Annotated in this window: 23 protein-coding genes; 8 read left to right on the forward strand and 15 right to left on the reverse strand. The window is 69.5% G+C overall.

The annotated features are described in order from the left end of the window. Together ACQEV1_RS17460 and ACQEV1_RS17465 are read right to left on the reverse strand one after the other, a co-directional pair. On the reverse strand, window positions 1-1038 hold the full coding sequence (locus tag ACQEV1_RS17460; RefSeq protein WP_285617370.1) for a M4 family metallopeptidase: 1038 nt from the start codon (window positions 1036-1038) through the stop codon (window positions 1-3). Between the two features lie 106 nt (window positions 1039-1144). Beyond that, on the reverse strand, window positions 1145-1564 hold the full coding sequence (locus tag ACQEV1_RS17465; protein ID WP_433394720.1) for a hypothetical protein: 420 nt from the start codon (window positions 1562-1564) through the stop codon (window positions 1145-1147). Between the two features lie 125 nt (window positions 1565-1689). Between ACQEV1_RS17465 and recO the strand changes: the two genes are divergently transcribed. Then, window positions 1690-2475: a DNA repair protein RecO gene (gene recO / locus ACQEV1_RS17470; RefSeq protein ID WP_285617367.1), complete on the forward strand. Its 786-nt coding sequence runs from the start codon at window positions 1690-1692 to the stop codon at window positions 2473-2475. Window positions 2476-2490: 15 nt separating this feature from the next. Beyond that, complete coding sequence (locus ACQEV1_RS17475; protein WP_285617365.1) at window positions 2491-3282, forward strand: isoprenyl transferase; 792 nt, start codon at window positions 2491-2493, stop codon at window positions 3280-3282. On the opposite strand, the gene ACQEV1_RS17480 is transcribed toward ACQEV1_RS17475, so the two are convergent. The 4 genes from ACQEV1_RS17480 to ACQEV1_RS17495 form a co-directional block, all read right to left on the reverse strand. Then, a complete protein-coding gene (locus ACQEV1_RS17480; protein WP_285580633.1) occupies window positions 3275-3877 on the reverse strand; it encodes a TetR/AcrR family transcriptional regulator in 603 nt (200 codons plus the stop codon). The genes ACQEV1_RS17475 and ACQEV1_RS17480 overlap by 8 nt on opposite strands. A 97-nt stretch (window positions 3878-3974) precedes the next feature. After that, a complete protein-coding gene (locus ACQEV1_RS17485; protein WP_433394721.1) occupies window positions 3975-4424 on the reverse strand; it encodes a hypothetical protein in 450 nt (149 codons plus the stop codon). A 145-nt stretch (window positions 4425-4569) separates the two neighbouring features. Further along, the gene (locus tag ACQEV1_RS17490; RefSeq protein ID WP_433394722.1) at window positions 4570-5175 is read right to left on the reverse strand and encodes a hypothetical protein; all 606 of its coding nucleotides are present in this window, start codon (window positions 5173-5175) and stop codon (window positions 4570-4572) included. A 208-nt stretch (window positions 5176-5383) separates the two neighbouring features. After that, complete coding sequence (locus ACQEV1_RS17495; RefSeq protein ID WP_433405919.1) at window positions 5384-5977, reverse strand: helix-turn-helix domain-containing protein; 594 nt, start codon at window positions 5975-5977, stop codon at window positions 5384-5386. Between the two features lie 93 nt (window positions 5978-6070). On the opposite strand from ACQEV1_RS17495, the gene ACQEV1_RS17500 reads away from it, so the two are divergent. Together ACQEV1_RS17500 and ACQEV1_RS17505 are read left to right on the forward strand one after the other, a co-directional pair. Further along, a complete protein-coding gene (locus ACQEV1_RS17500) occupies window positions 6071-6379 on the forward strand; it encodes an FAD-binding protein (protein WP_433394723.1) in 309 nt (102 codons plus the stop codon). Beyond that, window positions 6376-7605, forward strand: a complete 1230-nt coding sequence (locus ACQEV1_RS17505; protein WP_433394724.1) for an MFS transporter — start codon at window positions 6376-6378, stop codon at window positions 7603-7605. Before ACQEV1_RS17500 ends, ACQEV1_RS17505 begins: the two co-directional genes overlap by 4 nt. Before the next feature lie 369 nt (window positions 7606-7974). On the opposite strand, the gene ACQEV1_RS17510 is transcribed toward ACQEV1_RS17505, so the two are convergent. Further along, the gene (locus ACQEV1_RS17510) at window positions 7975-8304 is read right to left on the reverse strand and encodes a MerR family transcriptional regulator (RefSeq protein ID WP_285617354.1); all 330 of its coding nucleotides are present in this window, start codon (window positions 8302-8304) and stop codon (window positions 7975-7977) included. A 973-nt stretch (window positions 8305-9277) separates the two neighbouring features. Then, window positions 9278-9931, reverse strand: coding sequence for a TetR/AcrR family transcriptional regulator (locus tag ACQEV1_RS17515; RefSeq protein WP_285617353.1), 654 nt, complete (start codon window positions 9929-9931; stop codon window positions 9278-9280). An 84-nt stretch (window positions 9932-10015) separates the two neighbouring features. Here ACQEV1_RS17515 and ACQEV1_RS17520 point away from each other — a divergent pair, with 84 nt between their 5' ends. Then, window positions 10016-10753 (forward strand): SDR family NAD(P)-dependent oxidoreductase, encoded by a 738-nt coding sequence (locus ACQEV1_RS17520; RefSeq protein WP_433394725.1) that lies wholly within the window; start codon window positions 10016-10018, stop codon window positions 10751-10753. Here the strand turns inward: ACQEV1_RS17520 and ACQEV1_RS17525 are convergent. Genes ACQEV1_RS17525 through ACQEV1_RS17550 form a run of 6 tightly spaced genes read right to left on the reverse strand, consistent with a single transcriptional unit; the run spans window position 10734 to window position 14318 of the window. Further along, on the reverse strand, window positions 10734-11123 hold the full coding sequence (locus ACQEV1_RS17525; protein ID WP_433394726.1) for a hypothetical protein: 390 nt from the start codon (window positions 11121-11123) through the stop codon (window positions 10734-10736). The two genes, ACQEV1_RS17520 and ACQEV1_RS17525, sit on opposite strands and share 20 nt — an antisense overlap. A 42-nt stretch (window positions 11124-11165) precedes the next feature. Continuing rightward, a complete protein-coding gene (locus ACQEV1_RS17530; protein WP_285617350.1) occupies window positions 11166-11534 on the reverse strand; it encodes a Fur family transcriptional regulator in 369 nt (122 codons plus the stop codon). After that, the gene (locus ACQEV1_RS17535) at window positions 11531-12352 is read right to left on the reverse strand and encodes a metal ABC transporter permease (RefSeq protein ID WP_285617349.1); all 822 of its coding nucleotides are present in this window, start codon (window positions 12350-12352) and stop codon (window positions 11531-11533) included. The genes ACQEV1_RS17530 and ACQEV1_RS17535 overlap by 4 nt, the downstream gene beginning before the upstream one ends. After that, window positions 12349-13107 carry a metal ABC transporter ATP-binding protein gene (locus ACQEV1_RS17540; protein ID WP_285617348.1) on the reverse strand — a complete coding sequence of 253 codons (759 nt, stop codon included), beginning with the start codon at window positions 13105-13107 and terminating at the stop codon, window positions 12349-12351. Before ACQEV1_RS17540 ends, ACQEV1_RS17535 begins: the two co-directional genes overlap by 4 nt. Continuing rightward, window positions 13104-13991: a metal ABC transporter substrate-binding protein gene (locus ACQEV1_RS17545; protein WP_433394727.1), complete on the reverse strand. Its 888-nt coding sequence runs from the start codon at window positions 13989-13991 to the stop codon at window positions 13104-13106. The genes ACQEV1_RS17540 and ACQEV1_RS17545 overlap by 4 nt, the downstream gene beginning before the upstream one ends. A gap of 51 nt (window positions 13992-14042) precedes the next feature. Then, complete coding sequence (locus tag ACQEV1_RS17550; RefSeq protein ID WP_285580613.1) at window positions 14043-14318, reverse strand: DUF6703 family protein; 276 nt, start codon at window positions 14316-14318, stop codon at window positions 14043-14045. Between the two features lie 65 nt (window positions 14319-14383). Here ACQEV1_RS17550 and ACQEV1_RS17555 point away from each other — a divergent pair, with 65 nt between their 5' ends. Then, window positions 14384-14680 (forward strand): antibiotic biosynthesis monooxygenase family protein, encoded by a 297-nt coding sequence (locus tag ACQEV1_RS17555; protein WP_433394728.1) that lies wholly within the window; start codon window positions 14384-14386, stop codon window positions 14678-14680. Between the two features lie 108 nt (window positions 14681-14788). Further along, window positions 14789-15988: a DUF1906 domain-containing protein gene (locus tag ACQEV1_RS17560; RefSeq protein ID WP_433394729.1), complete on the forward strand. Its 1200-nt coding sequence runs from the start codon at window positions 14789-14791 to the stop codon at window positions 15986-15988. An 8-nt stretch (window positions 15989-15996) separates the two neighbouring features. Here the strand turns inward: ACQEV1_RS17560 and ACQEV1_RS17565 are convergent, their stop codons facing one another. Then, window positions 15997-17613, reverse strand: a complete 1617-nt coding sequence (locus ACQEV1_RS17565) for a hypothetical protein (protein WP_433394730.1) — start codon at window positions 17611-17613, stop codon at window positions 15997-15999. A 208-nt stretch (window positions 17614-17821) separates the two neighbouring features. Between ACQEV1_RS17565 and ACQEV1_RS17570 the strand changes: the two genes are divergently transcribed. Then, a complete protein-coding gene (locus ACQEV1_RS17570; RefSeq protein WP_285617339.1) occupies window positions 17822-17962 on the forward strand; it encodes a hypothetical protein in 141 nt (46 codons plus the stop codon). Window positions 17963-18101: the final 139 nt, after the last annotated feature.

Raw genomic sequence — 18101 nt, forward strand, 5'->3', positions numbered from 1 at the left:
TCACGCGACCTTGACACCCACCGTCGACCAGGCTTCGCGGACCGCGTCGCTCTCGGTGCTCTTCACACCGAACAGCTTGCCCGCGGTGGCATATGTCATGCTGGCGAACTTCGCGAAGTCCGCAGTCGTGGGCACCTTTTTGCCGGTGATGGTGTCGTACCAGATCCGTCCCGCCTTCTCCCACGCGTGTCCGCCGATGGCGGTCGCGGTCAGGTAGAACGCGCGGTTGGGGATGCCGGAGTTGATGTGCACCCCGCCGTTGTCGCTGTCGGTGTCGACGTAGTGCGCCATGTCGGCGGGCTGCGGGTCCTTGCCGAGGTTCGGGTCGTCGTACGCCGTGCCGGGCGCCTTCATCGAGCGCAGCGCGGTGCCGTGCACCCCGGTGGCGAACATGCCCTGCCCGATGAGCCAGTCGGCCTGGTCGGCGGTCTGCCCGAGGTGGTACTGCTTGACGAGCGAGCCGAACACGTCGGACAGCGACTCGTTGAGCGCCCCGCTCTGGCCCTGGTACTCCAGGCCGCCGGAGTACTGGGTGACGCCGTGCGTCAGCTCGTGCCCGGTCACGTCGAGCGGCGCGGTGAAGGTGGCGAAGATCTGCTGGTCGCCGTCGCCGTACACCATCTGGGAGCCGTCCCAGAAGGCGTTGTCGTAGTCGACGCTGTAGTGCACCGAGGCGACCAGCGGCAGGCCGGCGCCGTCGATGGAGTTGCGGCCGTACGCGGCGTTGTAGAAGTCGTACGTGACGCCGAGCCAGTCGTAGATCTGGTCGGCCGCCTGATCGCCGGTCGCCGCGCCGCCCTCGGACCGCACCGTCGGGCCGGGCAGGGTCTCCTTGTGCCCGGCGTCGTGGATCGTGCGGTTGGCCGCGGCCGGCGCGGTGGCCTTGGGCGCCTCAGCGATCAGCTGCGCGGCGGCACGCGTGCCCCGCTGCGTGTGGTCGAGTGAGAGGGTCCGCTGGACGAGCTCGCGGACCTGCTCGTCACTGTGCTGCTCCGCGACGTGGCGGAGGACGTGTGGTGGGACGATCGCGCATCTCATGGATGCACATTTGCACGAGGCATGTGATCCACACCACTGTCCACCCGTCCGCATGTGGTCACTGGTTGTTAATTATCAACTACAAAGAGTCTGTAGTCGAAGGTTGTTACCAGCCGCCGTCCGAGTCGCCGCTGTAGTCGCCGTAGTCATCCACGACCTCGACCACGTCGACATGCTCCTCGATCACGTCGACATGGTGTTCGACCACGACCTCGTCGTGGTCGAACATCTCATTGACGATCATGCCGCCGACGAAACCGGCCGCGCCCGCGGCGACCACCGAACCGGCGCCGTAGCCGTGCCGGTGCGGAGGATAGTCCTGCGGGTAGCCCTGCTGAACGTAACCCTGCTGCGGGTACCCCTGCTGCACATAACCCTGCTGCGGGTAGCCGTGGCCCTGCAGGTGTTCGATCCAGCGTTGGGCGCACGCGGGGCAGGCGAGCACCGGACGTGGCGCGCCCCACTGCGGCGACCACGTGATCTGCTGGTTGCCGGGGCCGTGTGAGGCGTCGAAGAAACAGGTCACGTCTTCCCCTTGAGTCATACCGGATGGGATCCGAAGAATTCGACGATCGGGCGTTGTGCGCCGTTCCCGTGATCATCGCAGCCCTTCACGTCCGGATGTGCCGCAGGGTGCGGGACAATGGGCGGGTGAGTCTTTATCGTGACGAGGGCGTCGTGCTCCGCACCCAGAAGCTGGGCGAGGCCGACCGCATCATCACGATCCTCACGCGGCGCACCGGCCGGGTCCGCGCCGCCGCCAAGGGCGTGCGCAAGACCAAGTCGCGCTTCGGCGCGCGGCTGGAGCCCTTCACCCACGTCGACCTTCAGCTGTACGAACGCCGCTCGCTCGACCTGGTCACGCAGGCCGAGACACTGCGGCCGTACGGCGAGCGCCTCGCCCTCGACTACCCGCGCTACACCGCCGGCACCGCGATGCTGGAGACGGCCGAGAAGCTCACCCCGGTCGAGAAGGAGCCGGCGTTGCGGCAGTTCCTCCTCGTCGTCGGTGGTCTGCGCACCCTCGTGGAGGGCGGGCACGACCCGCGTCTGGTCCTCGACGCGTTCTTCCTGCGCTCTCTCGCCATCGCGGGGTACGCCCCGGCGCTGGAGGAGTGCGCGCGCTGCGGCGAGCGTACGGGCCGGGCGTTCGCGATCGCCGCGGGCGGCATGGTGTGCGGGTCCTGCCGGCCGCCGGGCTCGGCCAGCCCGGCGGAGGCGACGGTCGGGCTGATGATCGCCCTGCTCCGCGGCGACTGGGCGCGTGCCGACGCCAGCGAATCCCGCCACCGGGTAGAGTGCAGCGGCCTCGTCGCCGCCTACCTGCAATGGCATCTGGAACACGGCATCCGTTCCCTTCGCCATGTCGAGAGGGAGTCGCCCGCGCGGGAGTCGCCCGTACGCGAGGAGCCATTGCGGGATGCCGTCATCGAATAGGAGAAGAACCGCACTATGAGGGCCGTACAGCCGCCGGATCCGCACGAGAGCGGAGCACGACCGCCGGAGCTGCCCAAAGAGCTGATCCCCAATCACGTCGCCATCGTCATGGACGGCAACGGCCGCTGGGCCAAAGACCGGGGGCTGCCGCGCACCGAGGGTCACAAGATGGGGGAGTACGCCCTCTTCGACGTGATCATGGGTGCGATCGAGCTGGGCGTGCCGTACCTGTCGGCGTACGCGTTCTCCACCGAGAACTGGCGGCGTTCGCCGGACGAGGTGCGCTTCCTCATGGGGTTCAACCGCGACGTCATCCGCCGTCGCCGCGACCAGCTCCACTCGATGGGAGTGCGCGTGCGGTGGGCGGGCCGGCGGCCGAAGCTCTGGCGCAGCGTCATCAAGGAGCTCGAGGACGCCGAGCGGATGACGGAGCACAACGACGTCCTGACCCTGCAGTTCTGCGTGAACTACGGCGGCCGGGCCGAGATCGCCGACGCGGCGGCGGCGATCGCCCGCGACGTGCAGGCCGGCAAGCTGCGGGCCGACAAGGTCAACGAGAAGGTCTTCCAGCGCTACCTCTACCGGCCCGAGGTGCCCGACGTCGACCTGTTCCTGCGGCCGTCGGGGGAGCTGCGCAGCTCCAACTTCATGGTCTGGCAGTCGGCGTACGCGGAGTTCGTCTACCAGGACGTGCTCTGGCCGGACTACGACCGCCGGAACTTCTGGCGGGCGTGCGAGGAGTACGCCCGCCGCGACCGGAGGTTCGGGGGCGCCATCCCCAACGAGGTCACCGCGGCGGTCAAGTAGCCCGGAGGGGACGTACGGGCTCGTCGGGCGGATCGCCGGCCGGCAGCCCGTACATCGTCAGCAGGCGGTGCCGGACGGCGGCGAGCGGATAGGTCTCGGGATAGACCGCGACCTTGAAGATGACGCCTTCGAGCACGCTGCGGAACAGCACCTCCTCCAGCGCGGGGTCCTCGGCCCCGCGCGCGGCGAAGATCTCCTGGAGCCGGCGCTCGAACTCCTCGACGGCGTCGGCCTTGGCGGCCTCGACGCCGACGAAGATCTCGCGCGTGCCGGGCTGGAGCATGAGGCAGAGCACGAGCCGCTGCACGCCGATGGTGTTCGCGGCCGACTCCAGCGTGCGGTCGATGATGCCGGCGAGCCGCAGGTCGGGAGTGTCCTCGCCCTCGGCCGGGTCGGTCAGCGCGAGGATGGCGTCGAGCGCCTGGCCGAGCAGCGCCTGGAGGAGTTGCTCCTTGGCCGGGAAGTAGTACGACACCAGGCCCCGGGCGACCCCCGCCCGCTCGGCGATCTGGGCGATGGTGGTGCCCTCGTACCCGCGCTCGGCGAATGCCATCAGAGCCGCTTCCAGGATCCGTTGCTGTGACTGCTCACGCATTTCGCGGTTGACCTGAGCCGAACGTGGCGACAAGCGAACCCCCGGAGATCGATGACGGATCCCATTGTCCTCGCCTGCCGCCACGAAAGCGCACGGGTCAGGCGCGTACCCGGCCGTTGATGGCGCCGACGACGTTGCTGACGCCGCCCTTGTCGGCCGATTCCAGCTCCAGGTCGACGCCGCCCTGGAAGGTGATCGCGAAGTTGTACACCTTGACGGACACCTGCGCGCGGCCGGACTCCAGCATCCGCGCCTCGGCGACCTGGGCGATCGGGATCTCGGCGACGAGGTCCTTGGCCCGGCCGAGCATGGACTGCTCGAACAGCAGCACCCGCCGGTCGGTGACCGCGAGGTTCATCTTGGGCGGCAGCCCGCCCTCCGCCGCCACGTCCACGAACCGGACGCCGACGACGTTCTGCAACGCCGAGTAGTAGCCCTCACGCTTCAGCGTGCCGGGGAGGTTGGCCATGCAACTGGCCACGAGTCTCTCGTCCGGCCCGAGGATCTTCGAGGCGGCCTTCTTGACGGCCCAGTCACGTGCGGCCATGTGTGTGCTCCATTCGCTTGGGGAGAACGTTGACTGTACAGCCAGCCAGTCATCGGCCGCCACCAGGACAAGGGATTGACACACATCATTCGCCCGTCGTTTCGGAGTCCGCTGGGCGGGTGGGACCGGGGGGTGGCCCCCTGGGTCAGTCCTTCGGCGTTTCGTAGATTCTCGCGTTATCCCCGAAGATGTGCCCGTAGTTGTTTCTCGCCTGTGAGTTGAACTCGTCGTGGGCCTCGGTCAGCCGGCGGTGTTCGGCGCGGGCCTCGCGGAGTCCGCCGGTGTCAAGGGAGAGACCGACGCTCCGGAGTTCGGTGGAGCCCGCCTTGAAGAGCAGGCCGTCAGCCCGGTCGAGGTGCTGTTCGACCCGGCCTGCGATGTCGATTGCCTTTTCGGCCGCCTTGCCATGATCACTCAGTTCGACCTGCATGCTGCGGGGAAGCCGGGGGTCGCCTACGAGTCCGGACGAGTAGTAGAAGGGGTGAAGGGCCCCCGCCGAGCCGGCCGTCTTCCGCGCGCCGTCCACGGCCCGCTTCGTCTCGGTCATCGCCGGGGCGTACTGGTCGAGGAGCGCACGGGACAAACCGTGTTGCGCCTTAGCCTGTTCCACAATGGCGTCCAGCTTCTGCTGGGCGGCGGTGGTCCGGGCGATGACCTCCGGCGCGGGGGCGTGGGAGACGTCTTTCGCGACCTGTTCCACCGCCGTGGGGCGCTTGAGGAAATTCTTCAGGACGACGTCGAACAGCGACACGCGGTGATTGAAACACCGCCGCGCCCGAACCGACGAACACTTCACCGGAATTCGGAATGACCCCTGTCGAGCGCTGCAACAACTCCATCGGCCCCATCACGGGCCGGTAGGCAGTGTTATCGCACCGGAAATCCGGCGCCGCCAACAGTGCCGACGGCAGCGACGGATCGCCTGCCCGGGACTGGCGATCCCGACAAGGTGTCTTCGCTCAGGACGCCTGCCGAGGGCGTGGGCTGGCGCGAATGTGCATGCGTTCTCCTTGGCGGCCGAACAGGTTGAGGACCTCGACGGGAGACTCGCCGGTGGGGCCGAACCAGTGGGGCAGGCGGGTGTCGAACTCAGCGGCCTCCCCTGGTCCCAGGATCAGGTCGTGATCGGCCACGATGAGCCGCAGGCGTCCGGACAGCACGTAGAGCCACTCATAGCCCTCATGGGTGCACGGCTCGGGCCGGTTCTGCTCAGCCGGGATGATCGACTTCCAGGCTTGCAGGGGTCCCGGGTGGGGGGTCAGCGGGATCACCGTGCGGCCGTTGCGAATGCGGGGCTTCGAGCGGATCCGGGGATCGCCGACCTCGGGCGCCCCGACCAGTTCGTCCAGCGGCACCTGATGTGCCTGTGCGATGGGCAGCAGGAGTTCCAGGCTGGGGCGGCGCTGGCCCGTCTCCAGCCTGGAAAGCGTGCTCTTGGAGATGCCGGTGGCCTCGGCCAGCGTGGACAGGCTCACGCCGCGTTCGGTGCGGATGCGCTTGAGGCGGGGGCCGACCTGGGCCAGCGTGGTGGCGATCGGGGATTGCTCGTCCATACCGCTCATTTCACCTCCTGCGTCCCAGAAACAGCAACGGAAGTTGTCGGTTCGCCACCGGAGCGCACACCATCGGGCGCGGAGGTGATCAATGTGATCAAGGCGACGAACGACCCGAACGGCAGCGCACCACGCACTGCCGATGACGGAGTTCTCGACGTGGTGGTGGTAGGAGCCGGAGCGGCCGGGCTGAACGCCGCCCTGCTTTCGGAGCGGGCCCGCCGCAAGGTGGTGGTGCTCGATGCCGGCGAGCCGCGCAACGCGCCCGCCGCCCATATGTACGGCTTTTTGTCCCGCGACGGATTGGCCGCCGCCTTCGCCATCAACACCGACCTGCTGGACGAAGACGTCGACCACGCCGTCGAACAGCGCCGCGCCACGGTAGCGGGTGATGGCCGGTGAGCGCCGACACCGCACAGCAGCAGGTGCCGGTCTCTGACGGGAGGCTGCCACTTGGCGTCTACCTGCTCGCGTTCAGCCTGTTCGCCATGGGCAGCGCGGAGTTCCTGCTGGCCGGAGTCCTGCCGGAGATCGCCGACGACCTGAAGATCAGCCTGTCCTCCGCCGGCGCGCTGATCTCGACATTCGCCGTCGGTGTCGTGATCGGCGGACCTCCCTTCGCCATCATGACGCTGCGCTGGCCGCGACGCGCCACGCTGGCGACCACTCAGGCCGTCTTCGCCGCCGCGGTGACGATCGGTCTTCTGACCGACAGTTACACAGTGCTCCTGGCCACCCGCTTCGTCTGCGGCCTCGCCTATGCGGGGTACTGGGCGGTCGCAGCGGTCACCGCGATCGGCCTCGTCACACCCGATCACACCGCACGCGCCTCAGGCGTCGTCGTCAGCGGCCTCAGCCTGGCTATGATCGCCGGTGGCCCGGCAGGCGCATTGCTCAGTCACTTCACCGGATGGCGGGGCGGATTCTGGGGCGTGGTCGCCCTGACCGCCGCCGGTACGATCTCGAGCCTGCTCGCGATGCCGGCGACGAGCGCGGGGCAGGAGCCCAGCGTACGGCGTGAGCTTCACGCCATGAGGCGACCACAATTGTGGGTGGTCTACGCTGCCACCGTCCTGAGCACCGCCGCCTACATGATCTCGTTCAACTACCTCGCGGCGTTCCTGACCGACATCACCGGTATCCCCGGCGTCTGGGTCCCCGCCGTCCTCGCGCTGTTCGGCATCGGTGCCTTCGCCGGGCTGTCCATCGGAGGCAGGATCGCCGACCGCCGGCCCTCTCAGGCACTCCTGGCCGGAGCGCTCGGGATATCGGCCAGTTCTGTCCTGCTCGCGATCCTGGCCCGGTATGCGCTGGCCGTCATCCCCCTCGTTCTCCTCCTCGGGATCGCTGGGTTCGTGCTGAACCCGGCCATCTACGGGCGGGTGTTCGCCATCGCATCAACGGCGCCGACACTCGCCGGAGCCACCACCGTCTCAGCGTTCCAGCTCGGCATCAGCCTCGTCCCGGCACTCGCCGGGGTCGTCCTGAACGCCGGCGCAGGCATCACTTCCGTCACCTGGATCGGCGCCGGCCTGGCGGCGGGCATCGTGCCGATCGTCCTTCTCGACCGGGCGTTCTCTCGCCGCCGGTCGCGGATGGCGGTGAATGGGCTGAGTTCGCCGGGCTGAGCCAGGCAGCTCCGCCGGTGCGTACGTCCGGTCTGGTCGCGGGCGGCGGCCCGGACGACCGGGGATGGTGCGGCGAGGTTGTGCTCGAACCGGCGGCTTCACCACCGGTTCGAGCACGGCGCGCCGGCCAACCACTTCACTCACGCACCCTGGCCGACCACGTCGGCTCGGTCCCTATACACGAGGCCACAGCTGGGGTGAAGCGAGCAGGGCGGAAGACCGGGGCGAGTGGGCCCCTCGACGGTCGAGGCGCTGCCTCATGGCCGGGACGCCGGCCCGGGCTGCGAAACCCCGCAGCCCGGGCGGGGCCGCCACGCCGTTCGGTGTAACAGACCGGAGGTCGCGGTTCGGTGGCGGACCTTGGCGTGCTCAGTGGTCTTGGCGCATCTCGGCGTTGAGCCGTTGTGCTTCTTGGAGCTGGTCCTCCAGGATGATGATGCGGCAGGCGGCGTCCAGGCCGATGCCCTCATCAACAAGTTCGCGGGCGCGGGCGGCCAGGCGGAGCTGGTAGCGGGAGTAGCGGCGGTGACCACCGGCCGAGCGTTGCGGCGTGATCAGCTTCGCCTCGTCCAGGCTGCGCAGGAATCCCGGCGTCGTACCGAGCATCTCCGCGGCACGGCCCATGGTGTAGGCGGGGTAGTCATCGTCATCGAATTTGTCGGCCATCTTGTCCGGCATGGGCTGCTGGGCTGGATCCATCGCACCTTCCACATCATGAGGGCCCCGGTGCCGTAGCACCGGGGCCCAGGGTTCAAGAATCAACACCATCTACCGGCGATGACGCCGGCTTGTCGTATCCGCACCAGCGGCCCGAAAAGGCAGATAGTGCGGGGATCGCGTAAGCGTGACCGAAGACCACCTCTCGTTCCGATGGAACTGCGGTACCCGCCCGGCGAAACACAGCCAGTAGCGGGCGATCCGACGGCGTATGACCCTCCCCTTCTCCTCTGATCTTCCTCTTACCTTTCCTTTGGCCGTGGACCTTCTGGGACCTGCGAAGCTCGCCCCAGCGCGTCCGACGGCCTCATCGTCACCGCCCGGAGCCACTTACCGTTACTCGGCCCCAGCGCACCTGACGTCTTGCTCTTCATCTCACGGGCAGTTCGTCATCTCCCGTGTCTCTGCGATGTTCTCTTCGCTTGCGACACCAGGAACACTACCCATCCCACCGGCGAATGTCTACCTCGGCCACAGGAGATTTTCTCCTTCATGGAGTCAGTGAGCTGGAGCTCGAACGTGAGGCCGACCTCGCCGCGGACCGGGCCCGGGAGATCGTGAGGCGACCGTCACGCCTCCGTCCCCGGGAGGTGGTGAAGGCGCCGAGCGGACGAGGGAAGCAGGGAATCTTCCGGCCGGAACGTACGTTGTCAGAGATGCGGCAGCGTCCTCCGTCAACGGACCGAAAACACCGGTGCGACACACCCCCCCCCGGTGACCGGGGAAGCCAGGGTGACGTGCGATAATAAGGTGTAAATCCTTCCGGCTAGACCTCGCTGGATATTGTCATGTCTCAATTGCGCCGTGTTTTCGCTCGTATCCGTCGTCAGCCCGTCCAGGTACAGCCGTGGACCTACCGGCGTGTCGCCACTCCGGAAGAGATCGAGCGGCTGACGAAGGATGATCTGCGCCCAGCCGCGTGATCGCTTGACCGAGGCCGGGACGCCACCGTGCGTCACCGGCCTCGCATGAGCTTTTCCAGCTGATCGTCGGTGAGGGGCGGAACCGCGATCGTACGGGCCGCGTCGGCTCGCAGCCCGTCGACGACGAACGCCAGATGGCGGCGCCACGCCTCTGGAGCGGCCTCCATCGACTCCCGGATCACCTGCGACATGGCCCACATCAGCGGGACGAGGTCGCGTGTCTCGAAGTCGGCGCGCAGTCGTCCGCTCTCACGCGCCCGCCCGACGATGACCTCCGCCTGCGCGAACCCCCGCCGGCACGCCGCGCCGACCGCCGAGTCGTCGGGGAACCGCCGGGCCAGCGCGTCGTTGAGCCCATGGTCGCGCGCCTGGAGTTCGAACAGGCCGCCCAGGAACCGGACGAAACCCTCCCAGGGATCCGGGTCGGCGAGGGCCTCCGCGGTGATTCGCTCCAGGTCGGAGAGCCGCTCGGGCAGGATCGCGTCGACGAGGTCCTGCCGCGTCGGGAAGTGGTTGTAGAGCGTGCCGATGCTGACCTTCGCTCGGCGGGCGATCTCCTCCAGGGGTGCGTCCAGCCCGCGTTCGCCGAAGACCTGAACGGCGGAGTTCAGCAGCTTGTCGCGGTTGCGCGCGGCGTCCGCCCGTAGATGCCTGGCTTGCGGCTGCATGTTCCTGGTTCGCCCCATAACTCGAAGGTTGCCTCAACTTCTATGCTAGCGTTCCGAGTAACTTGAGGGTCTCCTCAAGTTTCTGCTTCGGAGGGATGCGCCATGACGAAGACCGCCGTCGTCCTGGGTGTGGGGCCGGGTCTGGGGATGTCCATCGCGCACCGGTTCGGCCGGGAGGGCTACGCCGTCGCCCTGGTGTCCCGCAGCGGCACGAGGCACGGCGGTTACCTCGCCGCCCTGGCGGACGCGGGCGTCGAGGCGTCCGCCCTGACCGCCGACGTCCGTGACCGCGACCGCCTCGGGTCCGTCCTCGACGCGATCGCGGACCGCCACGGGAGCGTCGACGTCGTCTACTACGGCCCGGGCGCGGTCGACCCGTCGGCGCGGCCGGTGCCGATCGACCGGACCGGCTCCGACGCCGTACGGGAGGCGATGAGCTGGGTGTACCCGGCCGTCGACGTGGCGGAGAAGGTCCTGCCGGGCATGACCGAGCGCGGCGACGGTGGGCTGCTTTTCGCCGGCGGCCTGAGCGCCGTGGTGCCGATGCCGGCCCTGGGTCCCCTGGCGCTCGCCTCCGCGGCCCTGCGCAACTACGCCCTCACCCTGCACGCCGCCCTGGCCGGAAGCGGGGTGTACGCCGGCACCCTGACCATCGGAGGCCTGATCGAACGCGGCGACATCCACACGATGGTGACGTCACAGCCGGACCGCTACGGCGAGGTTCGGTCCCTGAACCCGGACGCCATCGCCGCCGAGGCCTGGCGCCTGTACACCGAACGCGACCGCCCCGAGGCCACCTTCAACGTGCTGAGCGGGGACGCTACTTCATCGAGCAGCTGAAGCGCAGCGGGGCCGCGGTCGTCCGCGGGATCGAGACGGCCTGCAGTGGCCCGCACCACAACCGGTCCGTGTGGGCGCCGATCCGATAGACGCCCTTCGGCAGAGTGAGGCGGAAGACGCCGGAGGTGACGGTCACGCGCCGGATGACCTTGCCCGTGGCGGACAGAACGACGAGGGTCGAGGTCCTCGGGCGGAAGACATGGCCCGGCCACATGCCTCCGGCCGGCAGGACCTCCCCGGCGACCTCCGAGGCCGACGTGGCGCGCGGCGCCGGAGACAGCGACGTCCGGTGAGCCGACGGGGCGGGGGAGCGGGAAGAGCAGCCGGTGATGCCGGCGGCCAGCAGGACGACGATCGCGACTGACCTCACGCCCGGTCAATCTACTCAGTCCGGGCCCGCGACCCGGATCGGTCAGTGGTTCGAGCAGGTGCCGAAGACCTCGACCGTGTGGGTGACGTCGCGGAACCCGTGTTCGGCGCCGATCGCCTCGGCCCACTTCTCCACCGCCGGGCCCTCGATCTCCACCGTACGGCCGCAGACGCGGCAGACCAGGTGGTGATGGTGCTCGTCCGTGCGGCACGCCCGGTAGACCGCCTCGCCCTCGTCGGTGCGCAGCACGTCCACCTCGCCGGAGTCGCTGAGCACCTGGAGGGCGCGGTACACCGTGGTCAGGCCGATGCGTGAGCCCGCCGCCCGCAGGTCGGCGTAGATGTCCTGCGCGCTGCGGAAGCCATCCGTGGTGGACAACGCGCGGCGCACGTCGTCCCGTCGGCCCGTCATGAGCCCTCCGTACGGCGCATACGGATCAGTCTTCCAGTCCCGACGGCGGCGAGGAAGACGGCCATCGCCAGGAGGACGATCGTGGGGCCGGGGGCGATGTCGACGTCCACCGACACCCACAGGCCGCCCACGGCGGCCACGACGCCGACCACGACGGCCAGCCCGATCGTCGCCCGGAATCCGCGGGTGAGCTGCTGCGCGGCGGCGACCGGCACCACCATCAGCGCGCTCACCAGCAGCAGGCCGACCGCGCGCATCGCCACGACCACCGTCAGCGCCGCCGTGACCGCGATCAGCAGCGACAGGAACCGCACCGGCAGGCCGCTCGCCCGCGCGACCTCCTCGTCCTGGCACAGCACGAACAGCTCCCGGCCGAAAACGGCCAGGATGACGACGACGGCGACGGCCAGCCCCGCCACGACCCACAGGTCACCGGGGCTGACGCTGCTGATCGACCCGAACAGGTAGCTGTTGAGGTTCGCGCTGCCGCCGGACAGGTTGGCGAACAGCACGCCGCCGGCCAGCCCGCCGTAGAACAGCAGCGCGAGCGCCACGTCGCCGCCGGTGCGCGTGCGCACCCGCAGCAACTCGATCGCGACCGCGCCCAGGCCGGAGACGACCAGCGCCAGGATCGTGGGGGAGCTGCGCGTCAGCAGGCCGAGGCCGACGCCGGTGAGGGCGATGTGGCCGATGCCGTCGCCGAGCAGCGCCAGGCGCCGCTGCACGATGAACGTGCCGACGGCCGGGGCGGCGACGCCGACGAGCACGGCCGCGATCAGCGCCCGGCGCAGGAAGTCGTACGACAGGAGTTCGATCATGACAGGAGCCGGGGTTCGGACGCGGAGGCGTGCGGGTGGACGTGGTCGTGGCCGGGACGCGCGCACTCGCCCTGCGGCATCGGCGGGACGCCTTCGTGCACGATCCGGCCCGCCTCGAGCACGACCGACCGGGTGATCAGCGGCTCCAGCGGCCCGAGTTCGTGCGCGACGAGCACGACCGTGCGGCCCTGCCCGACCAGCTCGCTCAGGGTGGCGGCCAGGGTCTCCTGGCTGCGGGCGTCGACGCCGGCCGTCGGCTCGTCCATGACGAACGCCTCCGGTTCGCCGGCCAGGGCGCGGGCGATGAGCACGCGCTGCTGCTGGCCGCCGGACAGCTCCTGGGCGGGGTCGCGGGCCCGGTCGGCCATGCCGACGGCCGTCAGCGCCTCGTCCACCGCGCGCCGGTCGGCGGCCGAGGACGGGCGCAGCCGCGACTGCCGCGCGATCCGGCCGGAGGCCACGATCTCGCGTACGGTGGCGGGCACCCCTCCGCCGATGGAGAGGCGCTGCGGGACGTACCCGATGCGCTTCCAGTCGCGGAACCGCGCGGGCGGCACGCCGTACAGCTCGGCCCGCCCGGCGGACAGCGGGATCAGCCCGAGCAGCGCGCGGATCAGCGTCGACTTGCCGGAGCCGTTCGAGCCCATGATCGCGACGACCTCGCCGGGACGTACGGTCAGGTCGATGCCGCGCAGCACGGAGCGGCGGTCGTACCGCACCTCGCCGCCGGTCAGGGAGAACGGGGTCGTCGTCATGAGCACCCCAGAGCGGTTCGGAGCGTCGCGAGGTCGCGGCGCATGATCGAGAAGTAGTCGTCGTGGGAGCCCGGCCGGACGCCCTCGACGGGGTCGAGCACCTCGGTGCGCACCCCGGCCTCGCGCGCGAGCGTGTCGGCGGTCTTCGGGCTGGCCAGCGTCTCGGTGAACACGGTGGTCGCACCCGTACGCCGGATCAGGCGGGTCATCTCCGCGATGCGCTGCGGCGACGGCTCGGCCTCCGGGTCCAGGCCCGCGATGCCGACCTGTGTGAGGCCGTAGCGCGCGGCCAGGTAGCCGAAGGCGGCGTGACCGGTCACGATCTCCTTGCGCGCGCAGGCGTGCAGCCCGGTGCGGAACTCGGCGTCCAGGGCGTTCAGGCGGGCGACGACCTGGGCGGCGCGGGCGCGGTAGCCGGCGGCGTTCTCGCCGTCGATCCGGGCCAGGCGCTCGCCGAGCGCGGTCGCGACGGTCGCGAATCGGGACGGGTCGAGCCACAGGTGCGGGTCGGCGGCGCCGTCGTTCGCCTCGTCCTGCGGGGCGGGCAGCGTCGTGACCACGGACTCGGCGTCGAGCGAGTGGTTCTTGGCGTGCTGGCGCACGGCCTTGTCCACGGCCGGCTGCACGCCCTTGATGTAGAAGGCCAGCTTGGACTCACCGACGTCGATCACCTGCCGGGGCGTCAGCTCCAGGTCGTGCGGCTCGGCGCCCGGCTTGGTGAGGTTCTGGACGTAGAAGCCCGGACCGGCGACCTGTGCCGCCAGCCACGCGAGCGGATAGAACGCCGCGGTCAGCCTGGGTTTCCCGCCAGTGCCCGCCCTCGCCCCGCATCCGCAGACCACGAGCAGCGCGGCGAGCGCGATGGGCAGGATTCGGGAACGCACCGAACAAGTATGGGTGAACATGAAAATGATTGTCAAAATCACGCCATGTCGTCAGGAGACCAGTTTGGCGACCGCGATGGCGAGGATGACCAGCGGCACCGCGAACCGGATCACGCGGTGGGACGCGTTCCGCGTCGGCGAGGCCATGAACAGGAACCAGATGACGATCGCGAGCAGCACCAGCGCCACCGCCCCGAACGCCCCGGGCAGCGCCAGCCCCGCGATCAGCAGCGCCGGCAGCAGCACCAGCGGCACCCACCGCGGCAACTGGTTCACGTAGACGAGGAAGACGGCGCTCTGCCGGCGGACCGAGGATTTCGATGGCACTCCTCCATGGTGTCGTATCCAGGTCACCGGTGTGAGCGGCGCCACGGGTCCGGCATCATGGACGCGTGCTGGCCATCACCCGTTACCGCGTGCCCGCGGCCGAGACCGACGAGTTCGTCCGTACGGCCCAGGAGGTGCTCCGCGCCATCGAGGGCAGCCCGGGTCACCTGTCCGGGCGTCTCGCCCACGCCGTCGACGACCCCGAACTGTGGGCGATGGTGACCGACTGGGAGGGCGCGGGCTTCTACCGCCGTGCCCTCGGCGACTACGAGGTACGCCTGGCGCTCATCCCGCTGTCCCGCCTCGCCATCGACGAGGCGGGCGCGTACGAGATCGTCGAGCAGGCCGAGCGCGCCGGGTAAAGAGCCGGGCGACTCCACCCGAAAGACCGCACAAGTACGCCGCGCGCTCCCGTCTCCCGGCGGTCCCCGTGCCGATCATGGCCGGGACGACGACCACGGGGAGACGCGATGCGACGTGCCGGCCTGCTCGCCTGCCTTCTGGCGGCGCTCGTCCCCGCCCCCGCCGCCCACGCGGACACGACCGTCGACTACCGGGGCCTGCGGATCACCGTGCCCGCCGGCTGGCCCGTGTACCGTCTCGGCCCCGGCTCCACCGAGTGCGTGCGCTACGACCGGCACGCGCTCTACCTGGGCCCGGCGGGCGCGAACCAGCTCTGCCCGGCGCACGTGGTCGGCCGTACGGAGGCGCTGCACGTCGAGCCGCTCACCGAGCAGACGGCCGCGTTCGCCACGGGCATGCTCGGCTCCGTACCCCGGTCGTCCGTGGCCGGAATGCCCGCCGTGACGGTGACCGACACGACGGCGAGGGAGATCCGCGCCGCCGTCCCGGCCGCCGGGGTGCTGATCACCGGCTCGTACGGCGCCGAACCCGAGGCCGCGGACCTGCGGCGGCATATCGCGGGGATCGCCCCGGCGACACCTGGCACGGGCACGCCCGCGGGGGAGCGGCGCGCCGACGACCGGCGCCGCCGATGGGTGACCGGCGCGGGCTTCGACACGTGCTCGGCGCCGTCACTGACCGCGATGCGCGCCTGGCGCGACGACTTCCTCGCGGCCAACATCTACATCGGCGGCCCGGCGCGCGCCTGCCCGGACGGGCGGCTGTCCCGCCACTGGGTGGAGGCCGTACGGGCGATGGGCTGGCGGCTGATCCCGACGTACGTCGGCCCGCAGGCGCCGTGCACCTCCTCCCACCCGCGCTTCTCCCCGTCGACCGCGGCCCTGGCCGGCCAGCTCTCCGCCGTGGACGCGACGAACCGCGCCGCGGCCCTGGGCCTGCCGGCCGGAACGCCGATCTACATGGACCTGGAGGCGTACGGGCGCAGGCCCTGGTGCCGGCAGGCGGTGCTGACGTTCGTGGACTCGTGGACCAGGGGCGTCCGGGCCCTGGACTACGTGCCGGGGCTGTACAGCAGCGTGGCGTCGGGCATCCGCGACGTCGCCGAGGCGGACGGCATCAGCCGCCCGGAGACCGTCTGGTTCGCCCACTGGGACCGCAGGCCGAACGTGTGGGGCGACCGCCTCATGGACGAGGCCTGGTGGGCGGACCACCGCCGGATCAAACAGTTCCGCGGCGACCACGTGGAGAAACACGGCGGCGTGAAACTGAAGATCGACAGCGACGCGGTCGACGGTTACGTCGGTTAGGGCATGCCTCAGAGGTCGAGGGCGTCGAGTTCGCGGTCGATGGTGGCGCCCGGAGGAGCGTCATCGGCACGGAGTTTGTATTGAATCGCGCGCCCGAACGGAAGTACGGAACGCGCCGTGCAGAAGACCACGCCCGCGTAATTAGATGTCATCTTGTCGGGCTCGTGGATTTTTAGGGAATATCTCACCGGTGACGTCTTTGACCGGCCGCCCGGATAGAGTTCTCCGTTCATATCGACACGGTACCTACCGAGCCCATATTCGTCGTACAACCGGATGCGTGGCTGCTCTTTCGCCGCGATCCCGATACTTCTGCGGACATCGCGTGGTTCGAGCACGGCGTGTTTGCCGAGGCCGTTGTCCTGGCGCATCCGGTTCAGGGGCTGCTGGCCGCCTCTCTTGTGGTTCAGGAACTTCTCGCCCCATGGCGACTTTCGCAGTGCTGTGAAGGCGCGTTTCTCAGTGTTCTGAAGCGATCTGCCCAGGCGTCTGAGGAGCGCGGCCACCTTGGCGAGGAACGCCTCCACGCGCTTGATCAGCCTGCCGAGCCGCGTAGCCGCCTCGGCCGACTCCTCGTGTATCTTCGCGACGACCACGATCTCCGAGGTGCCTCCCGTTCCCGCGGCGACGAGTTGCGCCGCCATCCAGTACTTCACCGCCCAGAAGATGACGCCGGCGATGGTTCCTTTGACGATGCCTTCGACGGCTCCCATGATCGAGCTGGTGAGCTGGAGCAAGGAGGCGATCTGGTCGGCATTGCGCCCGGTGTCGTCGATTCCGTCCCGCAGCATCGTGAGCCGGTCACGCGCGGCGTCCGCCGCCGCTCCGTGCCAGTTTCCATTGGCGAGGCTGGCGTTGAGCGCGGTGGTGAGGTCCTTGGCGAGTTGATGGCAGCCTTGGGCGAGGCTGTCGTAGTTGTAGGCGGCCTGGCCGGTGGCGATGGGGTCCCCGGTCACGCAGTCCGCCAGATATTTCGTCCAGTAGAAGGCGTTCAGCAGGAAGGTGATCCCTGTCTGGACCAGATAGTCGAGTGGGTTGCGGGATATCCAGATCAGGGCCTGCGGGATCTCGAACAGGGCTTGGGTGGCGTCGGCGCCGAGGTTGGCCAGGTCGGTGCTGATGTTGTAGGGGTCGCCGCTGGTCAGGTCACCAATGAAGCGAACGCCGTCCAGCGTGCTCGATCCGAGGGAACCGAGTGGATAAGGCAGCGCTATCATCGCGCCATTGAGGATCCGATGCTCGTTGTAGAAACGGGATGCCGGGTTGAGCTGGCGAAGCGCGCCGGAAGCCGCCGCCTGGTCCTCGCGCACCGAATTCAGCACGTCGAGGCAGTATTCTCCGGCGGCGGAGTAGGTGTCCGCAGATCGGGCGATGCGGTCCCGGGCACCCGTCAGGGCATCGTTCATGTGCCGCAGATGTTCGCCGAAACCGTTCATCATCGAGGTGCAGCCCTCGCGCAGGTACACCTCGCCGAGCAGCCCCCACGGATGAGTCTCCGCCAGTGATCCGGCCGCCTGACCCGCGGCCTGTTCGAAACCCGCGACCCGCGAGAGCAGAAGATCGATCCCCGAAGCGGCCCGGCGTAGCGCCGCCGAATCGAACACCACCGTGGAAGAAGACTTCAACTCTGCTCCTACAGCCGTGATCCTTGTCCGCCACCGGATCTGGCGATGGGGTTCGATGGCCGCCGAGGGGAGCGTACCGGCCCCCGCTGACGGCGGGCTGACGGCTGACTTCGATGAGGCGACCGGGTCGGCGAAGGGCGTCGGGTGGCCGTTCACCGACTGTTCGCGGGAGGGGTCCCGGACCGCCGAGGGTCAGCGTGGGGCGGATATGCCGGCCGCCGGTCGCGCCGCCGGTTTCGCCGACGTACGGCACGTCGCGGGCTCCTCGCTCGCCGAGCGCTACTTCGCCGGCCGGGCGGACGGCCTTCGCCCGGCGAGCGGGGAGGACCTGCTGGTGGCCACGGTCTGACGCCGGTGGTGCGCGATGACACTCCAGTGGCGCCACGAGGCGTTTTCGGGGCGTGGCACCACCGGTGGTGTCCTAAGCTGATCCTGGGCGCCGAGACCGTCACCGCAGGTCGGTGAGGTCGGGCGCCATACGTCGTATT

Source organism: Actinoallomurus sp. CA-142502, from assembly GCF_050936355.1.
Taxonomy (GTDB): domain Bacteria; phylum Actinomycetota; class Actinomycetes; order Streptosporangiales; family Streptosporangiaceae; genus Actinoallomurus; species Actinoallomurus iriomotensis.